The sequence below is a fragment of the Anatilimnocola aquadivae genome (assembly GCF_049819085.1).
Classification (GTDB): Bacteria; Planctomycetota; Planctomycetia; order Pirellulales; family Pirellulaceae; genus Anatilimnocola.
Map to the genome: position 1 here is coordinate 481,590 of NZ_CP187419.1, position 19,609 is coordinate 501,198.

Below are 19,609 nucleotides of genomic sequence, written 5' to 3' on the forward strand. Positions count from 1 at the left end.
GTTGCAAAGTAACTCTGCCCGGGCATCGCGCTAGGCGAAGTAAATCCGCTCGGCTGTCTTGCGAAAGACGTGTTCTTTGTCGCCAGCCGAGAGTCCCGCGCGATCACGCAGCAGCGCGATCGAGGCCGCGTAAGTGTGCCCCTGCACGGTTTGATAGGGTGCATCGCTGGCCCACATGCAGCGCTCGGGACCAAACGCGGTGAGCACTTGGCGAATCATCGGCAGCAGGTCTTCGTAGGGCTCCTGTTTCTTGCCCAGCGCGTAGTAGGCCGAGAGTTTGACGTTCACCTTCTTATGCTTGGCGAGGGCGAGCAGCTTCTTGACGTCGCTCTCGCGAATTTGCCCATCGACGCCAATGCGGGCGAAGTGATCGATGACGACGGTCGTCTCGGGATGCTTCGCACACATCGCACTCACGCCGGGCAGATCCTCGGGATTGATCAGGCAGCACATGGCTTGGCCGGTCGTGGCACCGGTTTTCCACATCGCGGCCATCCCATCACCGCTGAGCCACTTGTCTTTGCGAATCCACGATGTGATGCGAAAGCCGCGCACCTTCTTCTCGAGTAGCGAAGGCATCTGCTTTTCGGGGTTTGGCTGCGCGTCGTCGAGCATGCCCGTCACGGCAAACACACCGGGAAAGCGAGCCGCACAGTCAATCAGGTACGAGTTGTCCCAGCTGTGATACAAGTGATGCTGAATGAGCACCACGCGGCCCACACGCTCGGGGTGAGCCAGTTTCAGCAACTCTTCGGGGGTGAAACTGGGCGGATCAAGATCGGCCTTCGTCTTGCCCCCCGCGAGTGGCCACTTGGTCGTATCGGGGGACCAGACATGCGAGTGAGCATCAATGAGCGGATGCTCGGGGTCAGGCGCTGCTCCGCTTCCGAGCGCTGGCAACGAACCAAGCATTGCGGCACCACCGGCCAAAGCCAGAACGTCACGACGCGACAAGGAAGCAGCAGCGAGCATAGTGAATCCGTTGAAAGGGCTACTCTGTTTTCAAAACCTTGAGTTCCACCTTGCGGAACTCCACGGGATGACTTTCCGATTGCAGCGAAATGCTGCCGCCGCTCAGCATCTTGGTGCCGGCCTTTTCGGCGAGCATCTTGGCGTGCGCATCGCGCTCGTCGAGTTGAGGCTCGCTGTAACTGAGGACCGACTTGCCATTGATCTTGTGATGGATGGCCTTGTTGCCGAGCACGTGAATCTCGACCGTCACCCATTGTTCGCCGGGATAGGTTTCCGACGTTGAGTTCGTGCAGTGACGAGTGACCAACTCACCCTTCATCACGACGTTCGTACCGGGGGTGCACAGGTTCGCGGTGGTGCGTGGGTCCTTGCCGTTGCCGCCCAGCAGTTGCACTTCGATCGAAGCGGGGAAGTCCTGATCCTTGCCAACGGTCTCGGGCATTTCGCCGTGAATCATCGCGCCGCTATTACGAATGGCCCAGCCTGGACCGCCCGGGCATTGCTGCCCGACGAAGCGATATTCCATCCGCAGCACATAGTTCGAAAAAGGCTGCTTGTAGTAAAGGTGACCGAAGGTCTCGTTGAACTTGTCGTACTTGTCATAGCTGACCTTCAGCAGGCCATCTTCGACGCGGAACGTATCGTTCCAGTTTTCGCCCACTTCGTGATAGCGAATCTTCGGCGTCCAGCCTTCGAGGTTCTTGCCATTGAAAAGCTGAATCCATTCGCCCGAGTCGTCCTTCTTCACTTCGGGCTTGGCTTCTTCTTTTTTCGCTTCCTGGGCCCAGGCCGAAAAGTTGACAGCGCACAGCAGGGTAGCGATCGACAGGAGCAAGGTACGCCGGAGCAACATGATTCACCTTCTGACAAAACGAATGCGTGGAGAGGACGACTGCGAACCAACCAGATTAACTTGCCCGCACAAGCGGCGTCTACCAGCGAAACCCAGCGATGCGAAAACCAGCTAGGTCCGCTTGAATCGCCGGTCGAGTTCTTCGCGCGTGAAGACGAGCGCCGTCGGGCGACCGTGCGGACAGTGATGCGTATCTTGATAGTGTTCGCGTTGTTCGAGGAGGGCCGTAATCTCTTCCGGCGCCAGGCGATCGCCCGCTTTGATGGCTGCCTTGCAAGCGATCATGTTGAGCAGATCGTTGAGCAGGTCCTTGCGGTCGGGGCTCTTGCCGCCGGCGACAATCTGGTCGACGACTTGCCGCAGCATCTCGGCGGGCCCCAGATTCGCCAGCATCGCGGGATAGCTGCTGAGCAGCACCGTGTCGCCGCCAAAGGGTTCGACTTCCATGCCTAGCTGTGCCAGCAGGGCTTTGTTTTCGAGGGCGGCGGCCACTTCATTGGGCGGCAACGTCACCGGCTCGGGGACGAGCAGGCGTTGCGTTTCCATCTTGCCGCTCATGACCTTGTCGCGCACCTGTTCGTACAAGATGCGCTCGTGCAAGGCATGCTGATCGATGACACACATCCCCTCTTCGGTCTGCGTGACGAGGTAGCGGTTGTGAATCTGGAAGCCCAGATGCGAAATCGACGGCGCTGTAACCGGCGCGGGGCGAGCATGCGCGAGCGCGCCGGCTTGCGCCATCAGCGGCGAAGGTGTGCGACCCGCTGCGGGCCAGCTGCGATCGAGCGTGTTCAATTGCAACGCTGTACCGCCGGCTCGTTCGAATTGCAGATCGAGCACGCCCTGTGAATCTTCGTCCAGCACCGCAGTGCCTGCGGCAGCCACGAGAGGAACGCCCTGCGCATCGAGACCGGCCGAACTGGCTTCGAGGGCTCCCTTGGCCCAATCGACCAGGTCGCGACGATGCTGTTCGAGTGCTGCGGGATCGAGGGCCGCGGTCTCGGCATCGTTGTCGCCCGGATTGATTCGCACTTTCGCGGTCAGATCGGTCGCCAGGAACTTCTTGCGAATGGTGCCCAGGACCAACGAATAGATTCGCCCGCTGTCTTGAAACCGCACTTCGAGTTTCGTCGGGTGTACGTTCACGTCGACATAATCGGCGGGCATGTTCAACCGCAAGAAGCCGATCGGGAACCGCCCGTGCAACAGCAGCCCCCGATAGGCCTCGCCCAGCGCGTGCTGCAGCGAACGATCGCGGATGTGCCGGCCGTTCAGAAAGATGTACTGCATCCGGTTGTTCGCGCGGCTCTGCTGCGGATCGCACACATAGCCCTGCAGCTGCACGTCCCCATCGCCGCTGGTGATCGGAATGAGCGAGCGTTCGAGATCGCGGCCGCAAAGTGCCGCGATGCGATCGCGCCAGTCGGCCACCGGCGGCAAGTCGAAGATCGTCCGATCGTTGTGCCGCAACGTGAAGTGCACTCGCTCGTGCGTGAGCGCGATCCGCGTGAACGCTTCGCTGCAATGGCCGATTTCGGTCTGCGAAGCTCGCATGAACTTGCGGCGGACCGGCGTGTTGAAAAACAGGTTCCGAATTTCCAGCATCGTCCCCGGTGCAGCGCCGCAGGGAGTCAGCGGGCTACTCTTGCCGCCGATCACTTCGATCTCGGCCGCTTGCTCGCTGTCGTGAGGCCGGCTGCGTAGGCGCAGGTGACTGACTTCGGCAATGGAGGCGAGTGCTTCGCCGCGAAAGCCAAACGTGGCCACATGAAACAGGTCATCGGCATCGTGAATCTTGCTCGTCGCATGGCTGGCCAGCGCCAGCGGCATTTGCTCGGGCGACAGACCGCAGCCATTGTCCGTGACGCGAATCAGGTCGAGGCCACCTTGCCCCAGCGAGACATCAATCCGCGTGCTTCCGGCATCAATCGCGTTCTCCAGCAGTTCCTTGACGACACTCGCCGGGCGCTCGATCACCTCGCCCGCGGCAATCTTGTTCACCACGCTTTGTGGCAGTTGACGAATCGTGGCAGGGGTGGGGGGCGAGAGGCGCGAGGCGAGGGACTGTGGACCGCTCCAGTTTTCAGGTTCGAGGTTCGAGGTTCGGGCATCGTGCGCTGACATGTTCATGCTTCCTGGCTTTCCAACTCCTGAATCTACTCTCGTCTCTCGTCCCCCACCTCTCGCCTCTCGCCTCTTTCCCTACTCCTCACTCCTCCGACGCCAACTCCACCTTGCCATCCTCATCGTTGCCTGACTGATACTTTTCCAGCTTGCGATAGAGCGTGCGGGCACCGATGCCGAGGACGCGGGCGGCCTCTTCGCGATTGCCGCCGGTCACTTGCAGGGTCTGTTCGATGGCCCAGCGTTCGATGTCGTCCATGGTCTTACCAATCAGATCCATCGGTCCCGAGAGCGCGCCGGAACTGCTCGGCGCGTCGTCGGCGTCCATCAGCTCGGGCGGCAAGTCATCCAGGTCGAGCAGGCCGTCGTTATCGAGCACCACCATCGCATCAATCGCATTGCGCAACTGGCGCACATTGCCGGGCCAGTCGTACATATACAGCTTCTTGGCGACGGCAGGCGAAACGCCCTTCACCGCCTTGTGATGTCGGCGGGCCAGCGTGCGGCGGAAGTGATCGGTCAGTGGCACAATGTCTTCGCGACGATCGCGGAGCGGCGGCAAATGAATGGTGACGACCTTTAGGCGGAAATACAGGTCGCTGCGGAACGCGCCGGTTTTGATCGCTTCGTCCAGGTTTTTGTGCGTGGCCGAAACCATTCTCACGTTGACCCGCGTCGTCTTGTTATCGCCCACGCGCGTAATCTGGCTGTCTTCCAGCACCCGCAGCAGTTTGATTTGCGTCGGCAGCGGCATGTCGCCGATTTCGTCCAGAAACAGCGTGCCGCCGTTAGCGTACTCGAACGCGCCCATTCGGTCGGCCACCGCGTCGGTATAAGCACCTTTCACGTGACCGAACAGTTCGCTCTCGACGAGGTTCTCGGCTACGGCCGCACAGTTGAGGGCGACGATCCGCTTAGCCTTCCGCGGGCTGTTCTGGTGAATCGCCTGGGCGATCACTTCCTTGCCGGTGCCACTTTCGCCGGTGATCAGTACGCTGGCGTCGGTCGGGGCGATCCGCTTCAGCCGGTCGATGACCTGCTTCATCTTGTCGCTGGCGTAGATGATCCCCTCGAAGCCGAACTTTTCATCGAGCCGCCCCTGCAACTCTTGATTCTGCTGCTTGAGCCGGACATTCTCGACGGCCTTCTCGACCGTCGCCCGCAGACGGTTCGGCGTGATCGGCTTTTCGAGAAAATTGAATGCTCCCAGCTGCATCGCCTCGACCGCTTTGCTGATCGTGGCATGCCCGGTGACCATAATCACCTGGCTGTCGGGCAGCAGTTGTTTGGCGCGGTTGAGAATCTCCATCCCGTCGACGTCGTTCATCACCAGGTCGGTAATGATGATGTCGAAGTGATCGGTTTCGATCTTTCGCGCCCCTTCGCCGCCGCTGGTGGCGACCGTGACCGGGTGCCCGATCTTGGCCAGACTCTCTTCCATGGCATAAGCCAGGGCCTGATCGTTGTCGACGACCAGAATGCGCAGCGGGGGCCCAGCCTGCTCAGCGGCTTCCGCCGACTTTTCGCTTGTTCGTTCGTCCTTCATGCTCAGCCTCGGGTGAAGCTTCGATGATACCGAAAACCGACCTCCCTCGCGAGTGGCGCAGGGACTCCGTCACGGGCAAACTCACCCGTGCAAGCCATGCTCTTTCGTGACTCCCTCGAACCCGCCGTTTGATAACTTTTTGCGCGAAAAATTTCGTGGTCTCCTGCCTCTTTAATCGTTTCTGCCGTCTGCAGTTACCGCGACAACCGGCCCGTTATCAGCGGTTCGCGCGATAACCGTTTGATAACCAAATTTTCGCGTTGAACAGCCGCCCGATTAGGTGGAGTGTCAATAACCTAAAAACCAATGTCTATATATTTCATGAGCATTTGCTTTGAAAATTATCCATAGGTACTGATCGTTCGTCAAGCAGTTTCATGGGATGGCCAGCCCTGGCTGGGAGCTGGGAGTCGGGCGAAACTCAAACCATCGCCCCCGCCCCTGCGGCGGGGGTTCACTGGCTTTTGCGCTAGCTAGTTCGCTGGGGCCTGCCACCGGAAACCGCCGCCGCTCCGTCGAACTCGTGACGCTACCCAAACCTCCGATCCCCGACCTCTGACTTCTGATCCCCGACTCCCGCTCCCAAACCATTTGCCAATCGCCGCGCGGCGCGGGTAAAATCTCCCCATGAGCAAACCACAGGAATCCAATTCGCGGCCGGCGGTGGTTGCTGCCATCCTGATCGGGCTGATTCTGCTGGTGCCGCTGCTCTATGTGCTGTCGATAGGCCCCGTCGGCTGCCTGGCGAATCATGGTTACATCGACCTCGAAACGGCCCGCGCTTTCTACTGGCCCATCATCAAGGCCCACGACGCCTTCCCGTCCCTGCAGCCCTTGATTCAGGGCTACATCGCGCTGTTTGAGTGAGTGTGTCTGATTCCTGACTCCTGACCTAACCCAGTTTGCGAGCGGGAGGAACAATCAGCCACCCGCCAATGGAGTCTTGGTACTCAAGACCGGCTAGTGCAAAAGCCTGTGAACCCCCGCCTCAGGGGCGGGGGCGATGGTTTGAATGTCGCGCGACTCCCGACCTCCGACTCCCGACCTCCGACTCCCGACCTCCGACCTCTGAACCCCGACTTCTGACACTACAGCAGGCCGTCGATGGGGGTGGCGGTTTCGCCGAGGCGGGCGACGTCGCGGGGGATGTTGGTTTGCAGGCGGAGGAGCCCCATGTCGAACAGGACGTTCATCAGCGTGATGAGGAGATTGTCGGGGCGATAGGGTTTGCTCGCGGCGCGGGCCGCTTGAGCATCGGACTGGCCAATGACTTGGCCCATCTTCAGGCCGCCGCCGAAGAGTAACAGCGGAGTGAGATCGCCGTAGTGATCGCGACCGCCGTTGTTGTTGATTCGTGGCGTGCGGCCCATTTCGCCGGTAACGACGAGCAGGATTTTGTCTTCCAGCCCGCGCTCGCGCACGTCGTCGATGAAGGCACTGACGGCGTGATCGACCTGATGACCCAGCGGCTGCATGCCGCCGAGAAACTTCGGGCTGTTGCCGTTGCTGTGCATGTCCCAGCCACAATCGCTGACGGTGACAAAGCCGCAGCCCGCCTCGCACAAGCGGCGAGCCAGCAGCATCTGTTTGCCGAGCAAGTTGGTGCTGCGCTTCATGTCGCTCCAGCGCTGTACGTCTTCGTTGCGGAAGATTTTCGAAGTGTCGTAGCGTTCGAGCGTCGCGGGGCTTTCCTGTTTGAGATCGAAAGCTTGCGCGACGCCGCGCGTGATGACATCGAGGGCCTGCTGCTGGAACTCGTGGGCCCCTTTGACCATCGCTTCGCTCTCAGCGGTTCGCTTCAAGCGGTCGAGACCCGCGAGCAGGTTACGCCGATCGAGCAGTCGCTCGGCGGGGATCTTCAGTTCGAGATTATCCTTCAGCTGACCGCCGCCGGCCGGATTGAACGCATTGAACGACGGCCCCAGATCGCCAGGCTGCGTGAGCGTGGGCAAGGCTCCTGTTTCGAAATTGCTCCCCAGCTTGAGTCCTTCTTTGACGGCTTCGGGCAACAGCAGAATGTTGTTGGGAATGCCGGTCTGCGGATGGTTCACGCCGGCGACGCGCGCGTAGATGGCTCCGAGGGCCGACTTCAGACTGTTGCCGCCCGTCGTCACTGACTCGTAGGTATGACCGGAGTTGCCTGAGCCATACGAGCGAACGACGGTAAAGCGATCGGCCCGTTCGGCCAGTTGGGGAAAGGTGCCGCCGAAGGTGATGCCTGGGTGCTTGGTCTGCACCTCGCCGGTCACGCTGCGGAACTCAGCGGGGGCCGACATTTTGGGATCGAAGAACTCGATATGCGACGGACCGCCCGAGAGGAACAAGAGAACGACCGACTTATCGCGCACGAGCGGCGAGCCGCTGGCCTTGGCCGCCAGTAATTGGGGCAGGGTGAGCAGGCCGCCGAAACCAAGCGAGCTGAGGGCTCCAATTTTGAGGAACTCACGACGAGCCAAGCCCTGGCAATTTCTGCTGGGCCGCGGATCGGCAAGGGTGAGCATGGGCGGGTCCTCGGGAAAGGGAGAGTCGAGGGCGGGGTCATTCGGGCAGGCAGGTCAATCAGCCGAAATCAACGGCTATTGATCTATGTCCCAGTCTAACCGTTTGTTACGCCCGCAGCCAAAGGAAACGGGCAGAATCGCGGCAAACTGCCACTCGTGACATATACTTTTGGTGGGTGATTCTGGACTCTGCCCCGTCTGGAGAATCCCAGCCCCGGCAAACTGCCTTGCCGGGGTCTTTTTGTGCCGCAAGTCAGCATCGCCCCTTTCGGGGGGGGGGTGTTCACAAACCACCCTGAGTTAAATGGTAGGATTGCGATATTGCTCGCATTTCACGCGAATGTCATTATAACAATTGTGCCGGTTTGTAAAAGAAGTTTTCCCGGCCAAGCTGTGAGGGAGCAAGTTACGTCGCAGGAGATCCCGTCGGAGGGGCCAGCGGGTGGGCAGCAAGGAACTGCTGCACGATGGGGACGATCCGCTCGTGAGCGTCCTCGACCACGTAGTGCCCGCAGTCGGCCAGTTCGTGAACTTCGGCCTTGGGCCAGTGCTGGCGAAAGCGGGCGAGGCAGCGGGGATCAAAACACCAGTCGCGCATGCCCCAGATCAGGGAAATCGGTCGATCGCGGAGGGTCCAGAGCCCCGATTCGATCTCGGCCAGCTTCTTGCCCGAAGGGTGCCGGCGCGTGAAGGGGATGTTCTTCACAAAGCGGTAGGTGGCGATGCGATTGGCCCAATTGTCGTAGGGGGCGAGCAGACCGGCTTGCACCTCGGGGGTCATGCGCTCGGGCTTCTCGGTTGCCATGTGGATCGCCGCGCGGGCGAACAGGTTGAAGCCTTGAATGCCGACCTTGCCGAAGACCGGCAAGCGACAGGCGGCAATTCGCCACGGCACATACATGGGCGGAAAGGCACCCGTGTTGAAGAGGACGATCCGCGCGAACAGCTCGGGCTTTTGCAGGGCTGCGCCGAGGCCGATGGCTCCGCCCCAATCGTGAGCCAGCAGGGTGATGTTGCGCAGGCCGAGCTTTTCGATGAACTCGACCAGATTGTTGATGTGCTGGGCGAACGTGTAGTAGTTGTACTGCTGCGGTTTGTCGCTGAGGCCGCAGCCTATGTGATCGGGGACGATGCAGCGATTTTTGCCTCGCAGGCCGAGAACCAGGTTCCGCCAATAGAAGGACCAGGTCGGGTTGCCATGCACCATCAGCAGCGGTTCGTCCCGATTGCTGCCGGCGGTTGCTTCGTCCAGGTAATGCATTCGCGACCCGCCGATGGGCAGGTGGTGGGACGCGAAAGGATAAAGCGGACGCCAATCAGCAGACATCAGGACTCGCGATTCGGGCAGGCCAGACAGAGCGGTGAATGACAAAGCGGCAACACTACCTGCGATGATAGATTCCGCAGCCCGTTTGCGGTATCCGTCAGACGCTCTCCGCGGCACTCCTCACGCTCGGTCGTGACGTTTTACTTTCTATCGCCGGGGGGCAAAATTCGCTATGATGCGAGTTACTCGTCCCTGCCACGAATGGTCGCTTTTCTTGCTGAATTGTCTGCGTATGTCTCGTCCTGCAACCTCTCCGCATCGATTCGCCTCCGCACTCTCCACAGAACCGGATCCGCTGGCAGCAGCGTTGCAAGTTTGCCGCCTGGCAAAGGAGCAACTGCGCGCCACTCCCGACCTGGCAGTGCTATTCGTCTCGGCCAAGCATGCCTCCCAGGCCGATGCCATTGCAACCATCGTCTGCGATGCCCTCGGCACCGAGAACGTGATTGGCTGCACCGCTGAGGGGATCATCGGCGTTGGTCGCGAAGTGGAGTTCGAGCCGGCGGTCTCGTTGTGGGTGGCTTCGTGGCCCGGTGTCTTCACGACGCAACTGCGATTGAACTACGAACGGACCCGCGATGGTGGTGCCATTCAAGGCTGGCCGAAGGAGCTTGAAGGCGACTGGCCCGCCGATGCCTTCCTGCTGCTGCTGGCCGAGCCAATGACCTTTCACGCTGACCTGCTGCTCGATCGCCTGAACGAAGATCGCCCCGGAGTGCCCATTCACGGTGGCATGGCCAGCGGAGGTTACAACCCGGGCGAGAACAGGCTCTTCTGCGGCCGCGAAGCACTTGTCGAAGGTGCGGTCGGCGTGTTCATTCACGGCGACATCAAACTGCGGAGTGTGGTCTCGCAAGGTTGCCGTCCGATCGGCAAACCGATGGTCATCACCAAGAGCGAACGGAACGTCATTCACGAGCTGGGCGGCAAGCCCGCGTTGCTGCAACTGAAGGAACTGTTCGATACGCTGCCGACGCGCGAGCAAGTTTTAGTGCAACGCAACCTGCATGTGGGCCGCGTGGTGAGTGAATATCGCGAGACGTTTGGGCAGGGGGACTTTCTGGTTCGCAACGTGATGGGGATCGATCCCAACGACGGAGCCATCGCGCTGGGCGACTACATTCGCACCGGTCAGACCGTGCAGTTTCACGTGCGCGATCAAGAGGCAGCCGATGCCGAGTTGAAGCAGATGCTCAACGCGGTGAAGAAGTCGGGCGGGCCGCAGCCTTTGGCGGGCCTGCTGTTTGCCTGCAACGGGCGGGGCTCACGGATGTTCAGCCAGTCCGATCACGACGCCGGCCTGATTGCCAAGTTGCTGGGCGATATTCCGCTGGCGGGCCTGTTTGCCGCCGGCGAGCTGGGCCCGGTCGGCAACCAGAACTTTCTGCACGGGCACACAGCCAGCATCGCCCTGTTTGAGCCCCGGTCGTAGGGGCTCTTGGCGTGGCGGCAGTGTAGTCCACGATTTGGGCGAACGTGCCCAACCCTCGCGCCGGCCATGCTTAGGCTTTAAGCAGCAGCTGGTGAATCAGCATTTCAGGGCGATTCTTCTCAAGAATCTCGCGAGTCGCTAACTGCCTTGCTCGTAATAGCTTAACGGCCCCGTTCGGGGGCTGCTCAAAAATCGCTCAAAGGTGCTGGCACATCCCTTGCTTTGGACGAGCCCGGCTTGAAGGCGGGCAAGCGCCGATCTGGGATCCCCGGCGTCACTCTCTGCCCTGAGCAACTTTGTTTTGTCGGGGGACGACGTTTCTATCCAAAACGCTCGTTCCAATTGTCCCACCATTTCTACCAGGCGAGAACACGAAAGATGACATTAACGCGTACCCCTTGGGCTGGCCTCTTGCCAGCCCTCGCACTCTGCGGAGCACTGCTCTGTACGACCTTTGTGAGCGCGCAGGAAGCAGCGCCCGAGGCCAAGACGGAAACCCCAGCTGCCAAGATTGAAGAAACAAAAGCGGAAGAAACCAAAACCGAAGCAACGGCTGCTGAGGCCCCTGCTGAAGAGAAAAAAGAAGAAGCCGCTCCACCTCCGCCATTGCCCACGGCAGCTGAGTTGTCCTACACCATCGACAACATGCTGTTGTTCATCTGTGCCGTGCTCGTGATCTTCATGCAGGCCGGTTTTGCTCTGGTTGAGACAGGCCTCAACAGCAGCAAGAACGCCGTGAACATCATGTTTAAGAACTACATGGACTTCGTTGTCGGAGCCTTGCTGTTCTTCGTTGTCGGCTACGGCATCATGTATCCGGGCCTCGACGGCTCGAACGACATCATTCCGGACTGGTTCGGCTTCGCTCAATTCGGCGTCGCCGCCCAAGACATCAAACAGTCGCCTACGCCCGAAGCAGCTCACCCGCTGGATTCGAATGCCGACTTTTTGTTCCAAGTCGCGTTTGCTGCTACGGCAGCGACGATCGTGTCCGGTTCGGTCGCCGGCCGCATCAAGTTCCCTGCGTACCTGATCTACACGGCTGTCATCACCGCCTTCATCTACCCAGTCAGCGGTATGTGGAAGTGGGGTGGTGGTTGGCTGAATCAAATGGGCTTTATTGACTTCGCTGGTTCGCTAGTTGTGCACTCGGTCGGTGGCTTCGCCGGTCTGGCGGGTGCCATCGCTCTGGGACCACGTTTGGGCCGCTACATCAATGGCAAGCCGCAAGCGATGCCTGGCCACAACATCCCCTACGTTGCTCTGGGTGTGTTCATTCTGATGATTGGTTGGTACGGCTTTAACCCCGGCAGCCAATTGGCCTTCACTGGCAACGCCAACACTCAAGTTGTGTTGTTGATCGCCGTCAATACGACCCTTGCCGGTTGTGCTGGTGCTCTCGCCGCCATGTGCGTGTCGTGGCCCATGTTTGGCAAGGCTGACCTCACGTTCGCTTTGAACGGTGGCTTGGCTGGCCTCGTGTCGATCACGGCTAACTGCCACATCGTCAATCACTGGCAATCGCTGGCAATCGGTGCCGTGGGTGGCGCTATAGTGATCGCCGGCATTCTAATGCTCGACAAACTGCAGATCGATGATCCGGTCGGTGCCTTCCCTGTGCACGGTTGCTGCGGCATTTGGGCCGGTATCGCCACGGGCTTGTTCGGCACCGGCGCTGATCTGACAACTCAGATCATCGGTTCTCTGGTCATTCCCGCCTGGGCTTTGTCAACATCGCTGGTCTTGTTCTTCGGTCTGAAGGCCGTTGGATTGCTCCGCGTCGATGCCGAGGAAGAACTCGCTGGTCTCGATATCTGCGAACACGGTATGTACGCCTATCCGCAGAACGTAGTTGCTCTCGACTCGGTCAACAGCAGCTTTGGTTCGGCTCAGATCAAGCACAGCACCTCGATGGCTACCAAGCCAGTAACGGAGTAACCCCAGTACCCTACCCTAGTTGCCCGAGGGCTACTCGTCTCCGCGCAAGTAGTTCCTCGGGCAGCGGGTCGGAGGGTTCTGAATAACAACTCGATATCCTTCTCGAACACGTTGGAAGCACTTCGGCTCTTGCCTGGGCCAGAAGGATACCCCACAAGGCCCGTGGTGAACGTCCGCCTCGTTCACCCGGGCCGGGGTATTTTTTCTGGCCCACTTTAATGGGCTAGTGAAAACTCCCCGCGAATCTGTCACCACGGCGCATCTCTTGGCATCCGATCTTCTGCCCAGCGTTCCCCTTGCGATGCCCCTGCACGCGAACTAGATTCAATCCCAGTTCACTCTTCGCCGCTGTCGATCGCATCTCGCCATGAAGCTCATCATTGCCATCATTCAGCCCAGCAAGCTCGAAGAAGTGAAGGCAGCGCTCACCGAGGTCGAAGTCTTTCGCCTGACGGTGCTCGATTGCCAAGGCTTTGGCCGGCAAAAAGGTCAGACCGAACTCTATCGCGGTCACGAATACAAAGTGAACTTGCTGCGCAAGGTTCAGCTGCAAATCGCCGTCAACGACGACTTTGTCGAGCCTACCATCAACGCCATCATTCGCGGCGGCCGCTCGGGCGACAAAGGCCAAATCGGCGATGGCAAGATCTTCGTCCTGCCCATGGATGACTGTGTGCGCATTCGCACGGGTGAACGCGGCAAAGAAGCGATCTAGCTTCTCTTCACTAGCCGATAGCCAGCGTTCCGCAGCATGACCAGCGACAGGGTCCAGATACTCGCGCGGACAAGCAATATCGCGCAGATGTCGCCTACTTCTCGATAAGTGGGAAAGTGCGGATCGTTACGCTCATAGGAAATCTGTAGATCCTTTGCGAACATCACGCAGGGGTACATTCCCAGAGGAAGGAAGGGCCACGGCATGTCGAACAGTGTCATCAAACTGCTGATGGCAAGCTCGCCAATCGAGAGGGCAACAAACAGCAAACATACTTTCATTGACAACCAGCTAGTCCACGGTCGATTGACCAGCAGGCTGTAGGTAAGCGTCGTCCACATCAAGCCGTACCATATCCAAGCGAGCAGCAAGACTGGTACACGCGGGAGCAGGAACTCCGTGTCAGCTGTGATCGCGAACTCAATGGAATCCCAGGGGTCAGACATTCCACTGACATCGGTCAGTATCATCGAACGTCTGGCAATTACCAGCATCAAGCCGCTGACAAACGTCCAGAGCAGTAGATCGGTGATCGTCCAGGCATAGCGCTGTGGAGGAATTGCCAATCCGGCTGTGGGCTTATCTTGGCAAATCAATTTCACCTGCCAGAACCGCTGCAAGACATAGAACGCTGAGCCAATGACCAGGACCGTGCCCAGAGGCACGAAGTATTCTTCGGCAAAGATAAATGGATAGGCAATCGGAACGATCGCGATGTAGTGTAGCGCCAGGCCCGCAAAGACTAGCAACAAGACGATCGGGATGCGCTGTCCAATGCGCAGCGGAGGCCAGACCATTAAGAATGCAGCGAGCGCCAATTGGCAATCTCCGACACCAATCCACGGTCCGGTTCGGCGAGAGTCCCAAGGATTGGCGACAAACACGAAGCCCGTCATTGCCTGAAACAGAAGGAAGAGCGCTAGCCAAATCGCGTGATTGCTCCACGGTTTCGCGTGCATTGGCAGCGTGGCTCACGAGATAAGTTCGATTGATGCGACACGTATCGCTAGAATCGTTGCGGATAAGCGAGGGCATTCTTCTCAGCGATCCACATAAAGGCAAGGCAACCCATGCTGCAAACTCACGAAACGACTCCCTGGGAAGAAGTTGCGCCCGGCGTGAGGCAACGGCGGCATACGCTCCGTACCGAGGGAGTGCCGATGGAACTCGCGATTGAGCTGACGGGCAAGCTCAATGAGCAAGAGTGCTTCGGCGCCCTGCCGGGGCATCTCTCGATGATCAAGCTGACGAATCGCGAAGATCACGCAATCGTGATTGTCCTTGAGCGCTCGCTGCACTGGTGCTTTCAAACCGATGACGAAGGCGGCTATCGATTTGAACCGACTTCGCGCGAAGCCTGCGACTATGACCTGCTGTTTGCCAAGCCCGGAGCCTGCAGCGACTTGAAACTTTGAAGCCATCCGGCCCGTGATATTCTCCCCGCGCGACAGTGATTACAATCGCAGCGAGTCAATCAACTCTCTGCACACGAGCCTCACGCATGCCTCTCTCAAGACGCGATCTGATCATCGGTTCGGCCGCCACGGGTCTGTTAGCGTCCCACTTGGGAATGGCTGCGGCTCGCAAGGAAAAACCCATGCTCCCGCTCATCGACTGCCATCAACACCTGTGGGATGTCACCAAGTTCAAGTTGTCCTGGCTCCCCGCGAGCGGTGTGCTGGCCCGCAGCTATGTGCTGGACGACTATCGCCAGGCGATCGTTGGCACCGGCATCGAGAAGTCGGTTTACATGGAAGTCGACGTCGCCCCCGAACAACAAACGGCCGAAGCTGAACACCTGATTGCCATTTGCAAGTCAGGCACGGCGCCGACCGTTGGCGCGGTGATCTCGGGCCGGCCGGGGGACGAAGCGGCGTTCAAAAAGTACATCGCGCAGTTCAAGGATGCGCCGCAGATCAAAGGCGTGCGGCAAGTGCTGCACGGCGATACGACCCCCGCTGGCTACTGCCTTTCGCCCGCGTATGTGAAGAGCGTGCAGCTGCTGGGCGAGATGGGCATGAGCTTTGATTTGTGCCTGCGCCCCGGCGATTTGGCCGATGCTTCGCAACTGGCCGACAAGTGCCCAGACACGCGTCTGATTCTCGATCACTGCGGCAATGCCGACCCCAAGGCCTGGCTGAGCGCTGCTCGCCGCGGCGATGCCAAGCCCGATCATGCCGTCGAGCCTTGGAAGAAAGAGATCGCCGAGCTCGCGAAGCGCAAGAACACGCTCTGCAAGATCAGCGGCATCATCGCCCGCGTGACGAAAGAATGGTCCGCTCACGACCTGGCCCCGATCGTCAATCATTGCCTCGACAGCTTTGGTCCGGACCGCGTCATCTTCGGCAGCGATTGGCCCGTCTGCCTGCTCGGCGCACCTCTGAAAGACTGGACCGACGCCCTGCGCCAAATCGTCGCCTCGCGCCCCGCAGCCGACCAGAAGAAACTCTTCAGCGAGAACGCAACGAAGTACTACCGGCTGTCGTAGGTCTAATGTAGGTCGGCAACAGGTTATGCAGCATGGCGTTTCGCCGCGCACTTTGGTCCGAGCAGCTGGAACTCCTTGAAGAACCAGGTCGTCCTCTCAGCCGGGGGCGATACGATTTCCCAGCCCTGCTCCTTCGCTAGCTTCGCCATCGCCAAATACCATTCAGGTGTCCATTCCTGACCAAGCTTCGGATGCTCGCACAACTCTTCGCCATAGCAGCCCTCGCACACGAACGTGTTCATCTTGCGAACGACCTTGAGGTAGGGGGCATGTGCCTCATCCTTGGTTGCGCGCGGTGTCGGCATTGTTGCACCTAAGGCTGGGGCTTTGCTGGCCAACGGACCGACATTCACTGGCCGGACCGGCGCCGGCGATGCTCTCATTCTATCGAGGACCGTTCCGGCTGGTCGATTGCAGCGTGCGGTTATAGTTGGCGGCTGAGACCTCCACCCTTGGGATCGAAATGCCAGTCGCCGCCCCGTAGCCACATGCCTGCCTCGTAGTCGCGCAGCGCCGCTCGCATGATCCACGGGCCGGAGTGGCCGTCCTCCCGACAGACTGAGCGGCACCCGTTCCGGCGCAGGTACGTGCGGACCTCCTTGTGAGCCTCCGCCATCGTGTCCGGTCGCTGAAACGTGCGGTATAGCGAGTGGTCGGTGAGGAACTCCTGGTCCTCGATGTAGTACGGGTAGTCGCCGAAAGAGCCCGCCACTATCCACCGCCGATCCGCGTCCGCCCACGACCGCGACAGGATGAAGTCGAAGGCCGGCCCGCCGTACCGCTGAGACAGCGAGAAGAAGTGCTGGCCGTCGTTGGCATGCACCTCATTGAAAACTAGCGGGAGCCTTTCCCACTTCGGGGAAAGCACGGCAAACCGTGAGGAACGTGAGCGGCGAACGTCCTCGTCAATCCGCCCCTGCACCTCGGCGAGCGCCCTATATCGCGGAAAGGGCGGAGGGTCCGGGGAACGCTCGGGTACGAACTCGGCAGAGAATCGTTCGATGAGAAACGAGACAAAGTCCGCACTGTCGTCCCGTCCCATGAAGAAGTGACTCTCGGCCACCCGCGCCTCCGCCGCCTAATGGATTTGAGTTCACCCTACGCATTGTTCCGTGCAACCTCCAGAGCCGCTAGCGCCCTTACCAATATGTCATGATGCCGCTCGGCAATCAACGCGAACGCAGTGCGGTTTTCTGGAAGCGCGCTTAGTGCTTCGACAAAGCGTTGCCGATGTTCCTTTCGACGGACGGGGGCATCGGCAGTCTTACGCAGCATCTCGGCAACCGGCGCGCTTTTCGATTGGATTGAATCTAGAAATAACGGACTTTCGACGAAGCGATAGTCGTCTATAAGCCGTTGGAGTTCTTGGCCAAGGCCACGGAAAGCGGCTAAATGGCGCGGAGGTATGTTGGTGGAATCTTGGTTGGCGACTACATCGAAAAGGTCGCCATCTCTGACGTCGGCGAGACCAACGATCATGCGAAAGGTGTCTTCAGCGGTAAACATAGAAAACCGAAAGGGCTAACTACTTATTCTCTTGCGCAGCGGTCACGTAAACGTGTGCAGCAAGCAAGGGAAAGAATGGATCGATCTAGCGTCAGTTAAATAGCTTGCGCGGCGCGTGTCAACGGATGAGCAAATCAGCAATCGTTGCGCAGCTAAATGGAATTGGCTTGCGAGCAATCGGGCAAAGCCAATAAGCCACCGCCGCAGGAGCGGTGGCGATGGATGTGCGGCGTACAAAAAACAAGCCCAGCTCGGCTGAGCTGGGCTTGGGCAGTTTTCGTTGGTTGGCAGCTTCTCGAGCTCGACCAGCACTTAGGCCGAAGGGCGGCGGAAGTGTTGGTAGGCGAGCAGTACTTCGTACAGATCGCTCGAGATGGTGATTTCTTCGTCACCGAAATCGTTGACCCAGGTGCGATTGCTTCGCACGGCATCAACGAGGAGCGGCAGCACTTCGTCGAGCGGGACCGAGACCGAATGACGGGTAGCGGGAAGCGTTTCGGTGGCAATTGCCAACTCGGTTTCTTCCGGTCCGTAATAGACGCGCAGGCGGTTCCGTGCCATGCAGAAAATCCTTCCTTGTCGTGAATCCGTTCGGGGGGATGGTGGCCCCAGCGATTTCGCTGCCAGCAACCTCGTGCTGGCAACTACGTATCGAGCGCAATCCGTGCGCCTCAAGGGACACCGTTCTCCTGTATCGGCACCTTGCCAGCAGCCTCTTAACAATTCCCTCGAAATACTTGCTGTCCGCTAGCAGGCGGAAGGTAGAATCACCTGCCATGAGACACGCCACGCCAGACTCGCTACCCATCGTTCGCACCCGACGCAGCTTTTTGCAGCAAGGCTCGCTCTGGTTGCTGGGCGGTGCGGTGGTTGGGACATCTCAACTTGGAACCTCTCCACTGTCGTTGTTGGCTGACGATGCCGAGCGGCGCGTGCGGTTCGGTCTGATCACCGACTTGCACTACGCTGACAAGCCGGCGGCTGGCTCGCGGCACTATCGAGAGTCGCTCGCCAAGTTGGCCGAAGCGGCCGGGGAGTTTGAGAAAGCGAAGCCCGACTTTGTCGTCGAGCTCGGCGATCTGATCGATGCTGCAACCTCGGTTGAAACCGAGAAGAAATACCTGGGTACTATCAACAAGCAGTTTGCCGCCTTACCGGGCGACAAGCACTACGTTCTGGGCAATCACTGCGTCACAACCCTGACGAAAGACGAGTTTCTGGGCGAAGTGGGCCGAAAAGAATCGCACTACTCGTTCGATGCCGGCGGTTTCCACTTCGTGGTGCTCGATGCCTGCTTTCGCCACGACCTGCAGCCTTACGGCCGCGACAATTTTAAATGGAACGACGCCAACATTCCCGCGGAACAAATCGATTGGCTGCGAGCCGACCTGAAAAGAACGAGTAACAGGACGATTGTCTTTGCCCATCAACGACTCGATGTAAAGAACGACCACGGCGTGAAGAATGCCGAGCAAGTGCGCAAGGTGCTGGAAGAGTCCGGCAAGGTGCTCGCCGTGTTTCAAGGGCACAGCCATAAGAACGACTTGAAAGACATCGGCGGCATTCATTACTGTACGCTCGTCGCGATGGTCGAAGGCTCGGGAGCAGCGAATAGTGGCTATTCGCTACTCGATTGCTTTGCCGATGGTACGATTCGGCTTCATGGTTTTCGCCAGCAAGCGAAATACGAGTGGAAGACATAACACGCCGTTCGGGCAACTAACCCCAAGAAGTTTCACCTGCCATGTTCCTCGCTCAATCTTCGGCCACAGACATCAGCAATCCGATTTGGCCCACCGTGGCGATCGCGGTCGGCGCTACGCTCATCTGCTTGGTCGGTTTCTTGCTGCTGCTGTTTCGGCAGATCCGCGTCAGCCGACAGTTGTTGCATACCGAACGGATCCGCTCGCTCGAAGCGGGCATTCCCATCGAGCCCGCGGAAGGAGCAAGGATGCAGGCCAAGTTCCTGCACAATGCCTTTTGGATTTCGTTCTGGCTGGTGTTCGGCGTACCGAGCGCCGCGTTCTCGGCCGCTTCGACCGCCACGCCCAGCAGCAAGACGCTGGCACTTTCCATCGTCATCTGGGTCGCTGCCACAGTCGCCAGCACCGCCGCCGTCATCTGCGCGATCATCCTCATGATCAACGCCGGTGCCCGACAGACCAGCGACACGAGTGGCCCGCCGAAGTTTCCCAAGCTGGGCTAAC

The 19,609-nt window shown here is 59.4% G+C and carries 19 protein-coding genes; 8 read left to right on the forward strand and 11 right to left on the reverse strand.

What is annotated here, in order from left to right; genetic code table 11:
• Positions 1–30: 30 nt before the first annotated feature.
• The 4 genes from NA78x_RS01980 to NA78x_RS01995 all read right to left on the reverse strand — a co-directional run bounded on the left by NA78x_RS01980 (position 31) and on the right by NA78x_RS01995 (position 5,495).
• Complete coding sequence (locus NA78x_RS01980; RefSeq protein ID WP_425616742.1) at positions 31–972, reverse strand: amidohydrolase family protein; 942 nt, start codon at positions 970–972, stop codon at positions 31–33.
• 19 nt (positions 973–991) lie between these two features.
• The gene (locus NA78x_RS01985) at positions 992–1,825 is read right to left on the reverse strand and encodes a 3-keto-disaccharide hydrolase (RefSeq protein WP_425616743.1); all 834 of its coding nucleotides are present in this window, start codon (positions 1,823–1,825) and stop codon (positions 992–994) included.
• Positions 1,826–1,936: 111 nt separating this feature from the next.
• On the reverse strand, positions 1,937–3,949 hold the full coding sequence (gene mutL, locus NA78x_RS01990; protein WP_425616744.1) for a DNA mismatch repair endonuclease MutL: 2,013 nt from the start codon (positions 3,947–3,949) through the stop codon (positions 1,937–1,939).
• An 85-nt stretch (positions 3,950–4,034) separates the two neighbouring features.
• Positions 4,035–5,495 carry a sigma-54-dependent transcriptional regulator gene (locus NA78x_RS01995; RefSeq protein WP_425616745.1) on the reverse strand — a complete coding sequence of 487 codons (1,461 nt, stop codon included), beginning with the start codon at positions 5,493–5,495 and terminating at the stop codon, positions 4,035–4,037.
• A gap of 627 nt (positions 5,496–6,122) precedes the next feature.
• On the opposite strand from NA78x_RS01995, the gene NA78x_RS02000 reads away from it, so the two are divergent.
• Positions 6,123–6,362, forward strand: a complete 240-nt coding sequence (locus tag NA78x_RS02000) for a hypothetical protein (protein ID WP_425616746.1) — start codon at positions 6,123–6,125, stop codon at positions 6,360–6,362.
• 221 nt (positions 6,363–6,583) lie between these two features.
• On the opposite strand, the gene NA78x_RS02005 is transcribed toward NA78x_RS02000, so the two are convergent.
• Both NA78x_RS02005 and NA78x_RS02010 read right to left on the reverse strand, forming a co-directional pair.
• Positions 6,584–7,996 carry a DUF1501 domain-containing protein gene (locus NA78x_RS02005; RefSeq protein WP_425616747.1) on the reverse strand — a complete coding sequence of 471 codons (1,413 nt, stop codon included), beginning with the start codon at positions 7,994–7,996 and terminating at the stop codon, positions 6,584–6,586.
• Between the two features lie 406 nt (positions 7,997–8,402).
• The gene (locus tag NA78x_RS02010; protein ID WP_425616748.1) at positions 8,403–9,257 is read right to left on the reverse strand and encodes an alpha/beta fold hydrolase; all 855 of its coding nucleotides are present in this window, start codon (positions 9,255–9,257) and stop codon (positions 8,403–8,405) included.
• A gap of 298 nt (positions 9,258–9,555) precedes the next feature.
• Here NA78x_RS02010 and NA78x_RS02015 point away from each other — a divergent pair, with 298 nt between their 5' ends.
• The 3 genes from NA78x_RS02015 to NA78x_RS02025 all read left to right on the forward strand — a co-directional run bounded on the left by NA78x_RS02015 (position 9,556) and on the right by NA78x_RS02025 (position 13,408).
• Complete coding sequence (locus NA78x_RS02015) at positions 9,556–10,755, forward strand: FIST signal transduction protein (RefSeq protein WP_425616749.1); 1,200 nt, start codon at positions 9,556–9,558, stop codon at positions 10,753–10,755.
• Positions 10,756–11,133: 378 nt separating this feature from the next.
• Positions 11,134–12,693 carry an ammonium transporter gene (locus NA78x_RS02020; protein WP_425616750.1) on the forward strand — a complete coding sequence of 520 codons (1,560 nt, stop codon included), beginning with the start codon at positions 11,134–11,136 and terminating at the stop codon, positions 12,691–12,693.
• Positions 12,694–13,060: 367 nt separating this feature from the next.
• Entirely contained in the window at positions 13,061–13,408 is a 348-nt protein-coding gene (locus tag NA78x_RS02025; RefSeq protein ID WP_145087793.1) for a P-II family nitrogen regulator, read from the forward strand.
• Here NA78x_RS02025 and NA78x_RS02030 read toward each other — a convergent pair.
• Complete coding sequence (locus NA78x_RS02030; RefSeq protein ID WP_425616751.1) at positions 13,405–14,226, reverse strand: hypothetical protein; 822 nt, start codon at positions 14,224–14,226, stop codon at positions 13,405–13,407. The genes NA78x_RS02025 and NA78x_RS02030 overlap by 4 nt on opposite strands.
• A gap of 252 nt (positions 14,227–14,478) precedes the next feature.
• Between NA78x_RS02030 and NA78x_RS02035 the strand changes: the two genes are divergently transcribed.
• Together NA78x_RS02035 and NA78x_RS02040 are read left to right on the forward strand one after the other, a co-directional pair.
• Positions 14,479–14,823: a hypothetical protein gene (locus NA78x_RS02035; RefSeq protein WP_425616752.1), complete on the forward strand. Its 345-nt coding sequence runs from the start codon at positions 14,479–14,481 to the stop codon at positions 14,821–14,823.
• 86 nt (positions 14,824–14,909) lie between these two features.
• A complete protein-coding gene (locus NA78x_RS02040; RefSeq protein WP_425616753.1) occupies positions 14,910–15,896 on the forward strand; it encodes an amidohydrolase family protein in 987 nt (328 codons plus the stop codon).
• Positions 15,897–15,919: 23 nt separating this feature from the next.
• Here the strand turns inward: NA78x_RS02040 and NA78x_RS02045 are convergent, their stop codons facing one another.
• The 4 genes from NA78x_RS02045 to NA78x_RS02060 form a co-directional block, all read right to left on the reverse strand.
• Positions 15,920–16,201, reverse strand: coding sequence for a hypothetical protein (locus NA78x_RS02045; protein WP_425616754.1), 282 nt, complete (start codon positions 16,199–16,201; stop codon positions 15,920–15,922).
• A 119-nt stretch (positions 16,202–16,320) separates the two neighbouring features.
• Positions 16,321–16,959 (reverse strand): hypothetical protein, encoded by a 639-nt coding sequence (locus tag NA78x_RS02050; protein ID WP_425616755.1) that lies wholly within the window; start codon positions 16,957–16,959, stop codon positions 16,321–16,323.
• Between the two features lie 35 nt (positions 16,960–16,994).
• Positions 16,995–17,402 (reverse strand): hypothetical protein, encoded by a 408-nt coding sequence (locus NA78x_RS02055; protein ID WP_425616756.1) that lies wholly within the window; start codon positions 17,400–17,402, stop codon positions 16,995–16,997.
• Positions 17,403–17,714: 312 nt separating this feature from the next.
• Positions 17,715–17,963 carry a hypothetical protein gene (locus tag NA78x_RS02060; RefSeq protein ID WP_425616757.1) on the reverse strand — a complete coding sequence of 83 codons (249 nt, stop codon included), beginning with the start codon at positions 17,961–17,963 and terminating at the stop codon, positions 17,715–17,717.
• 215 nt (positions 17,964–18,178) lie between these two features.
• On the opposite strand from NA78x_RS02060, the gene NA78x_RS02065 reads away from it, so the two are divergent.
• Both NA78x_RS02065 and NA78x_RS02070 read left to right on the forward strand, forming a co-directional pair.
• The gene (locus NA78x_RS02065; RefSeq protein WP_425616758.1) at positions 18,179–19,105 is read left to right on the forward strand and encodes a metallophosphoesterase; all 927 of its coding nucleotides are present in this window, start codon (positions 18,179–18,181) and stop codon (positions 19,103–19,105) included.
• A gap of 41 nt (positions 19,106–19,146) precedes the next feature.
• Entirely contained in the window at positions 19,147–19,608 is a 462-nt protein-coding gene (locus tag NA78x_RS02070) for a hypothetical protein (RefSeq protein WP_425616759.1), read from the forward strand.
• The last annotated feature ends 1 nt before the right edge of the window (position 19,609 follow it).

Coding starts and splice junctions, on each gene's coding strand:
- NA78x_RS01980 (WP_425616742.1), bottom strand. CDS start 972: ATGCTCGCTGCTGCTTCCTTGTCGCGTCGTGACGTTCTGGCTTTGGCC.
- NA78x_RS01985 (WP_425616743.1), bottom strand. CDS start 1,825: ATGTTGCTCCGGCGTACCTTGCTCCTGTCGATCGCTACCCTGCTGTGC.
- mutL (WP_425616744.1), bottom strand. CDS start 3,949: ATGTCAGCGCACGATGCCCGAACCTCGAACCTCGAACCTGAAAACTGG.
- NA78x_RS01995 (WP_425616745.1), bottom strand. CDS start 5,495: ATGAAGGACGAACGAACAAGCGAAAAGTCGGCGGAAGCCGCTGAGCAG.
- NA78x_RS02000 (WP_425616746.1), top strand. CDS start 6,123: ATGAGCAAACCACAGGAATCCAATTCGCGGCCGGCGGTGGTTGCTGCC.
- NA78x_RS02005 (WP_425616747.1), bottom strand. CDS start 7,996: ATGCTCACCCTTGCCGATCCGCGGCCCAGCAGAAATTGCCAGGGCTTG.
- NA78x_RS02010 (WP_425616748.1), bottom strand. CDS start 9,257: ATGCATTACCTGGACGAAGCAACCGCCGGCAGCAATCGGGACGAACCG.
- NA78x_RS02015 (WP_425616749.1), top strand. CDS start 9,556: ATGTCTCGTCCTGCAACCTCTCCGCATCGATTCGCCTCCGCACTCTCC.
- NA78x_RS02020 (WP_425616750.1), top strand. CDS start 11,134: ATGACATTAACGCGTACCCCTTGGGCTGGCCTCTTGCCAGCCCTCGCA.
- NA78x_RS02025 (WP_145087793.1), top strand. CDS start 13,061: ATGAAGCTCATCATTGCCATCATTCAGCCCAGCAAGCTCGAAGAAGTG.
- NA78x_RS02035 (WP_425616752.1), top strand. CDS start 14,479: ATGCTGCAAACTCACGAAACGACTCCCTGGGAAGAAGTTGCGCCCGGC.
- NA78x_RS02040 (WP_425616753.1), top strand. CDS start 14,910: ATGCCTCTCTCAAGACGCGATCTGATCATCGGTTCGGCCGCCACGGGT.
- NA78x_RS02045 (WP_425616754.1), bottom strand. CDS start 16,201: ATGCCGACACCGCGCGCAACCAAGGATGAGGCACATGCCCCCTACCTC.
- NA78x_RS02055 (WP_425616756.1), bottom strand. CDS start 17,402: ATGTTTACCGCTGAAGACACCTTTCGCATGATCGTTGGTCTCGCCGAC.
- NA78x_RS02060 (WP_425616757.1), bottom strand. CDS start 17,963: ATGGCACGGAACCGCCTGCGCGTCTATTACGGACCGGAAGAAACCGAG.
- NA78x_RS02065 (WP_425616758.1), top strand. CDS start 18,179: ATGAGACACGCCACGCCAGACTCGCTACCCATCGTTCGCACCCGACGC.
- NA78x_RS02070 (WP_425616759.1), top strand. CDS start 19,147: ATGTTCCTCGCTCAATCTTCGGCCACAGACATCAGCAATCCGATTTGG.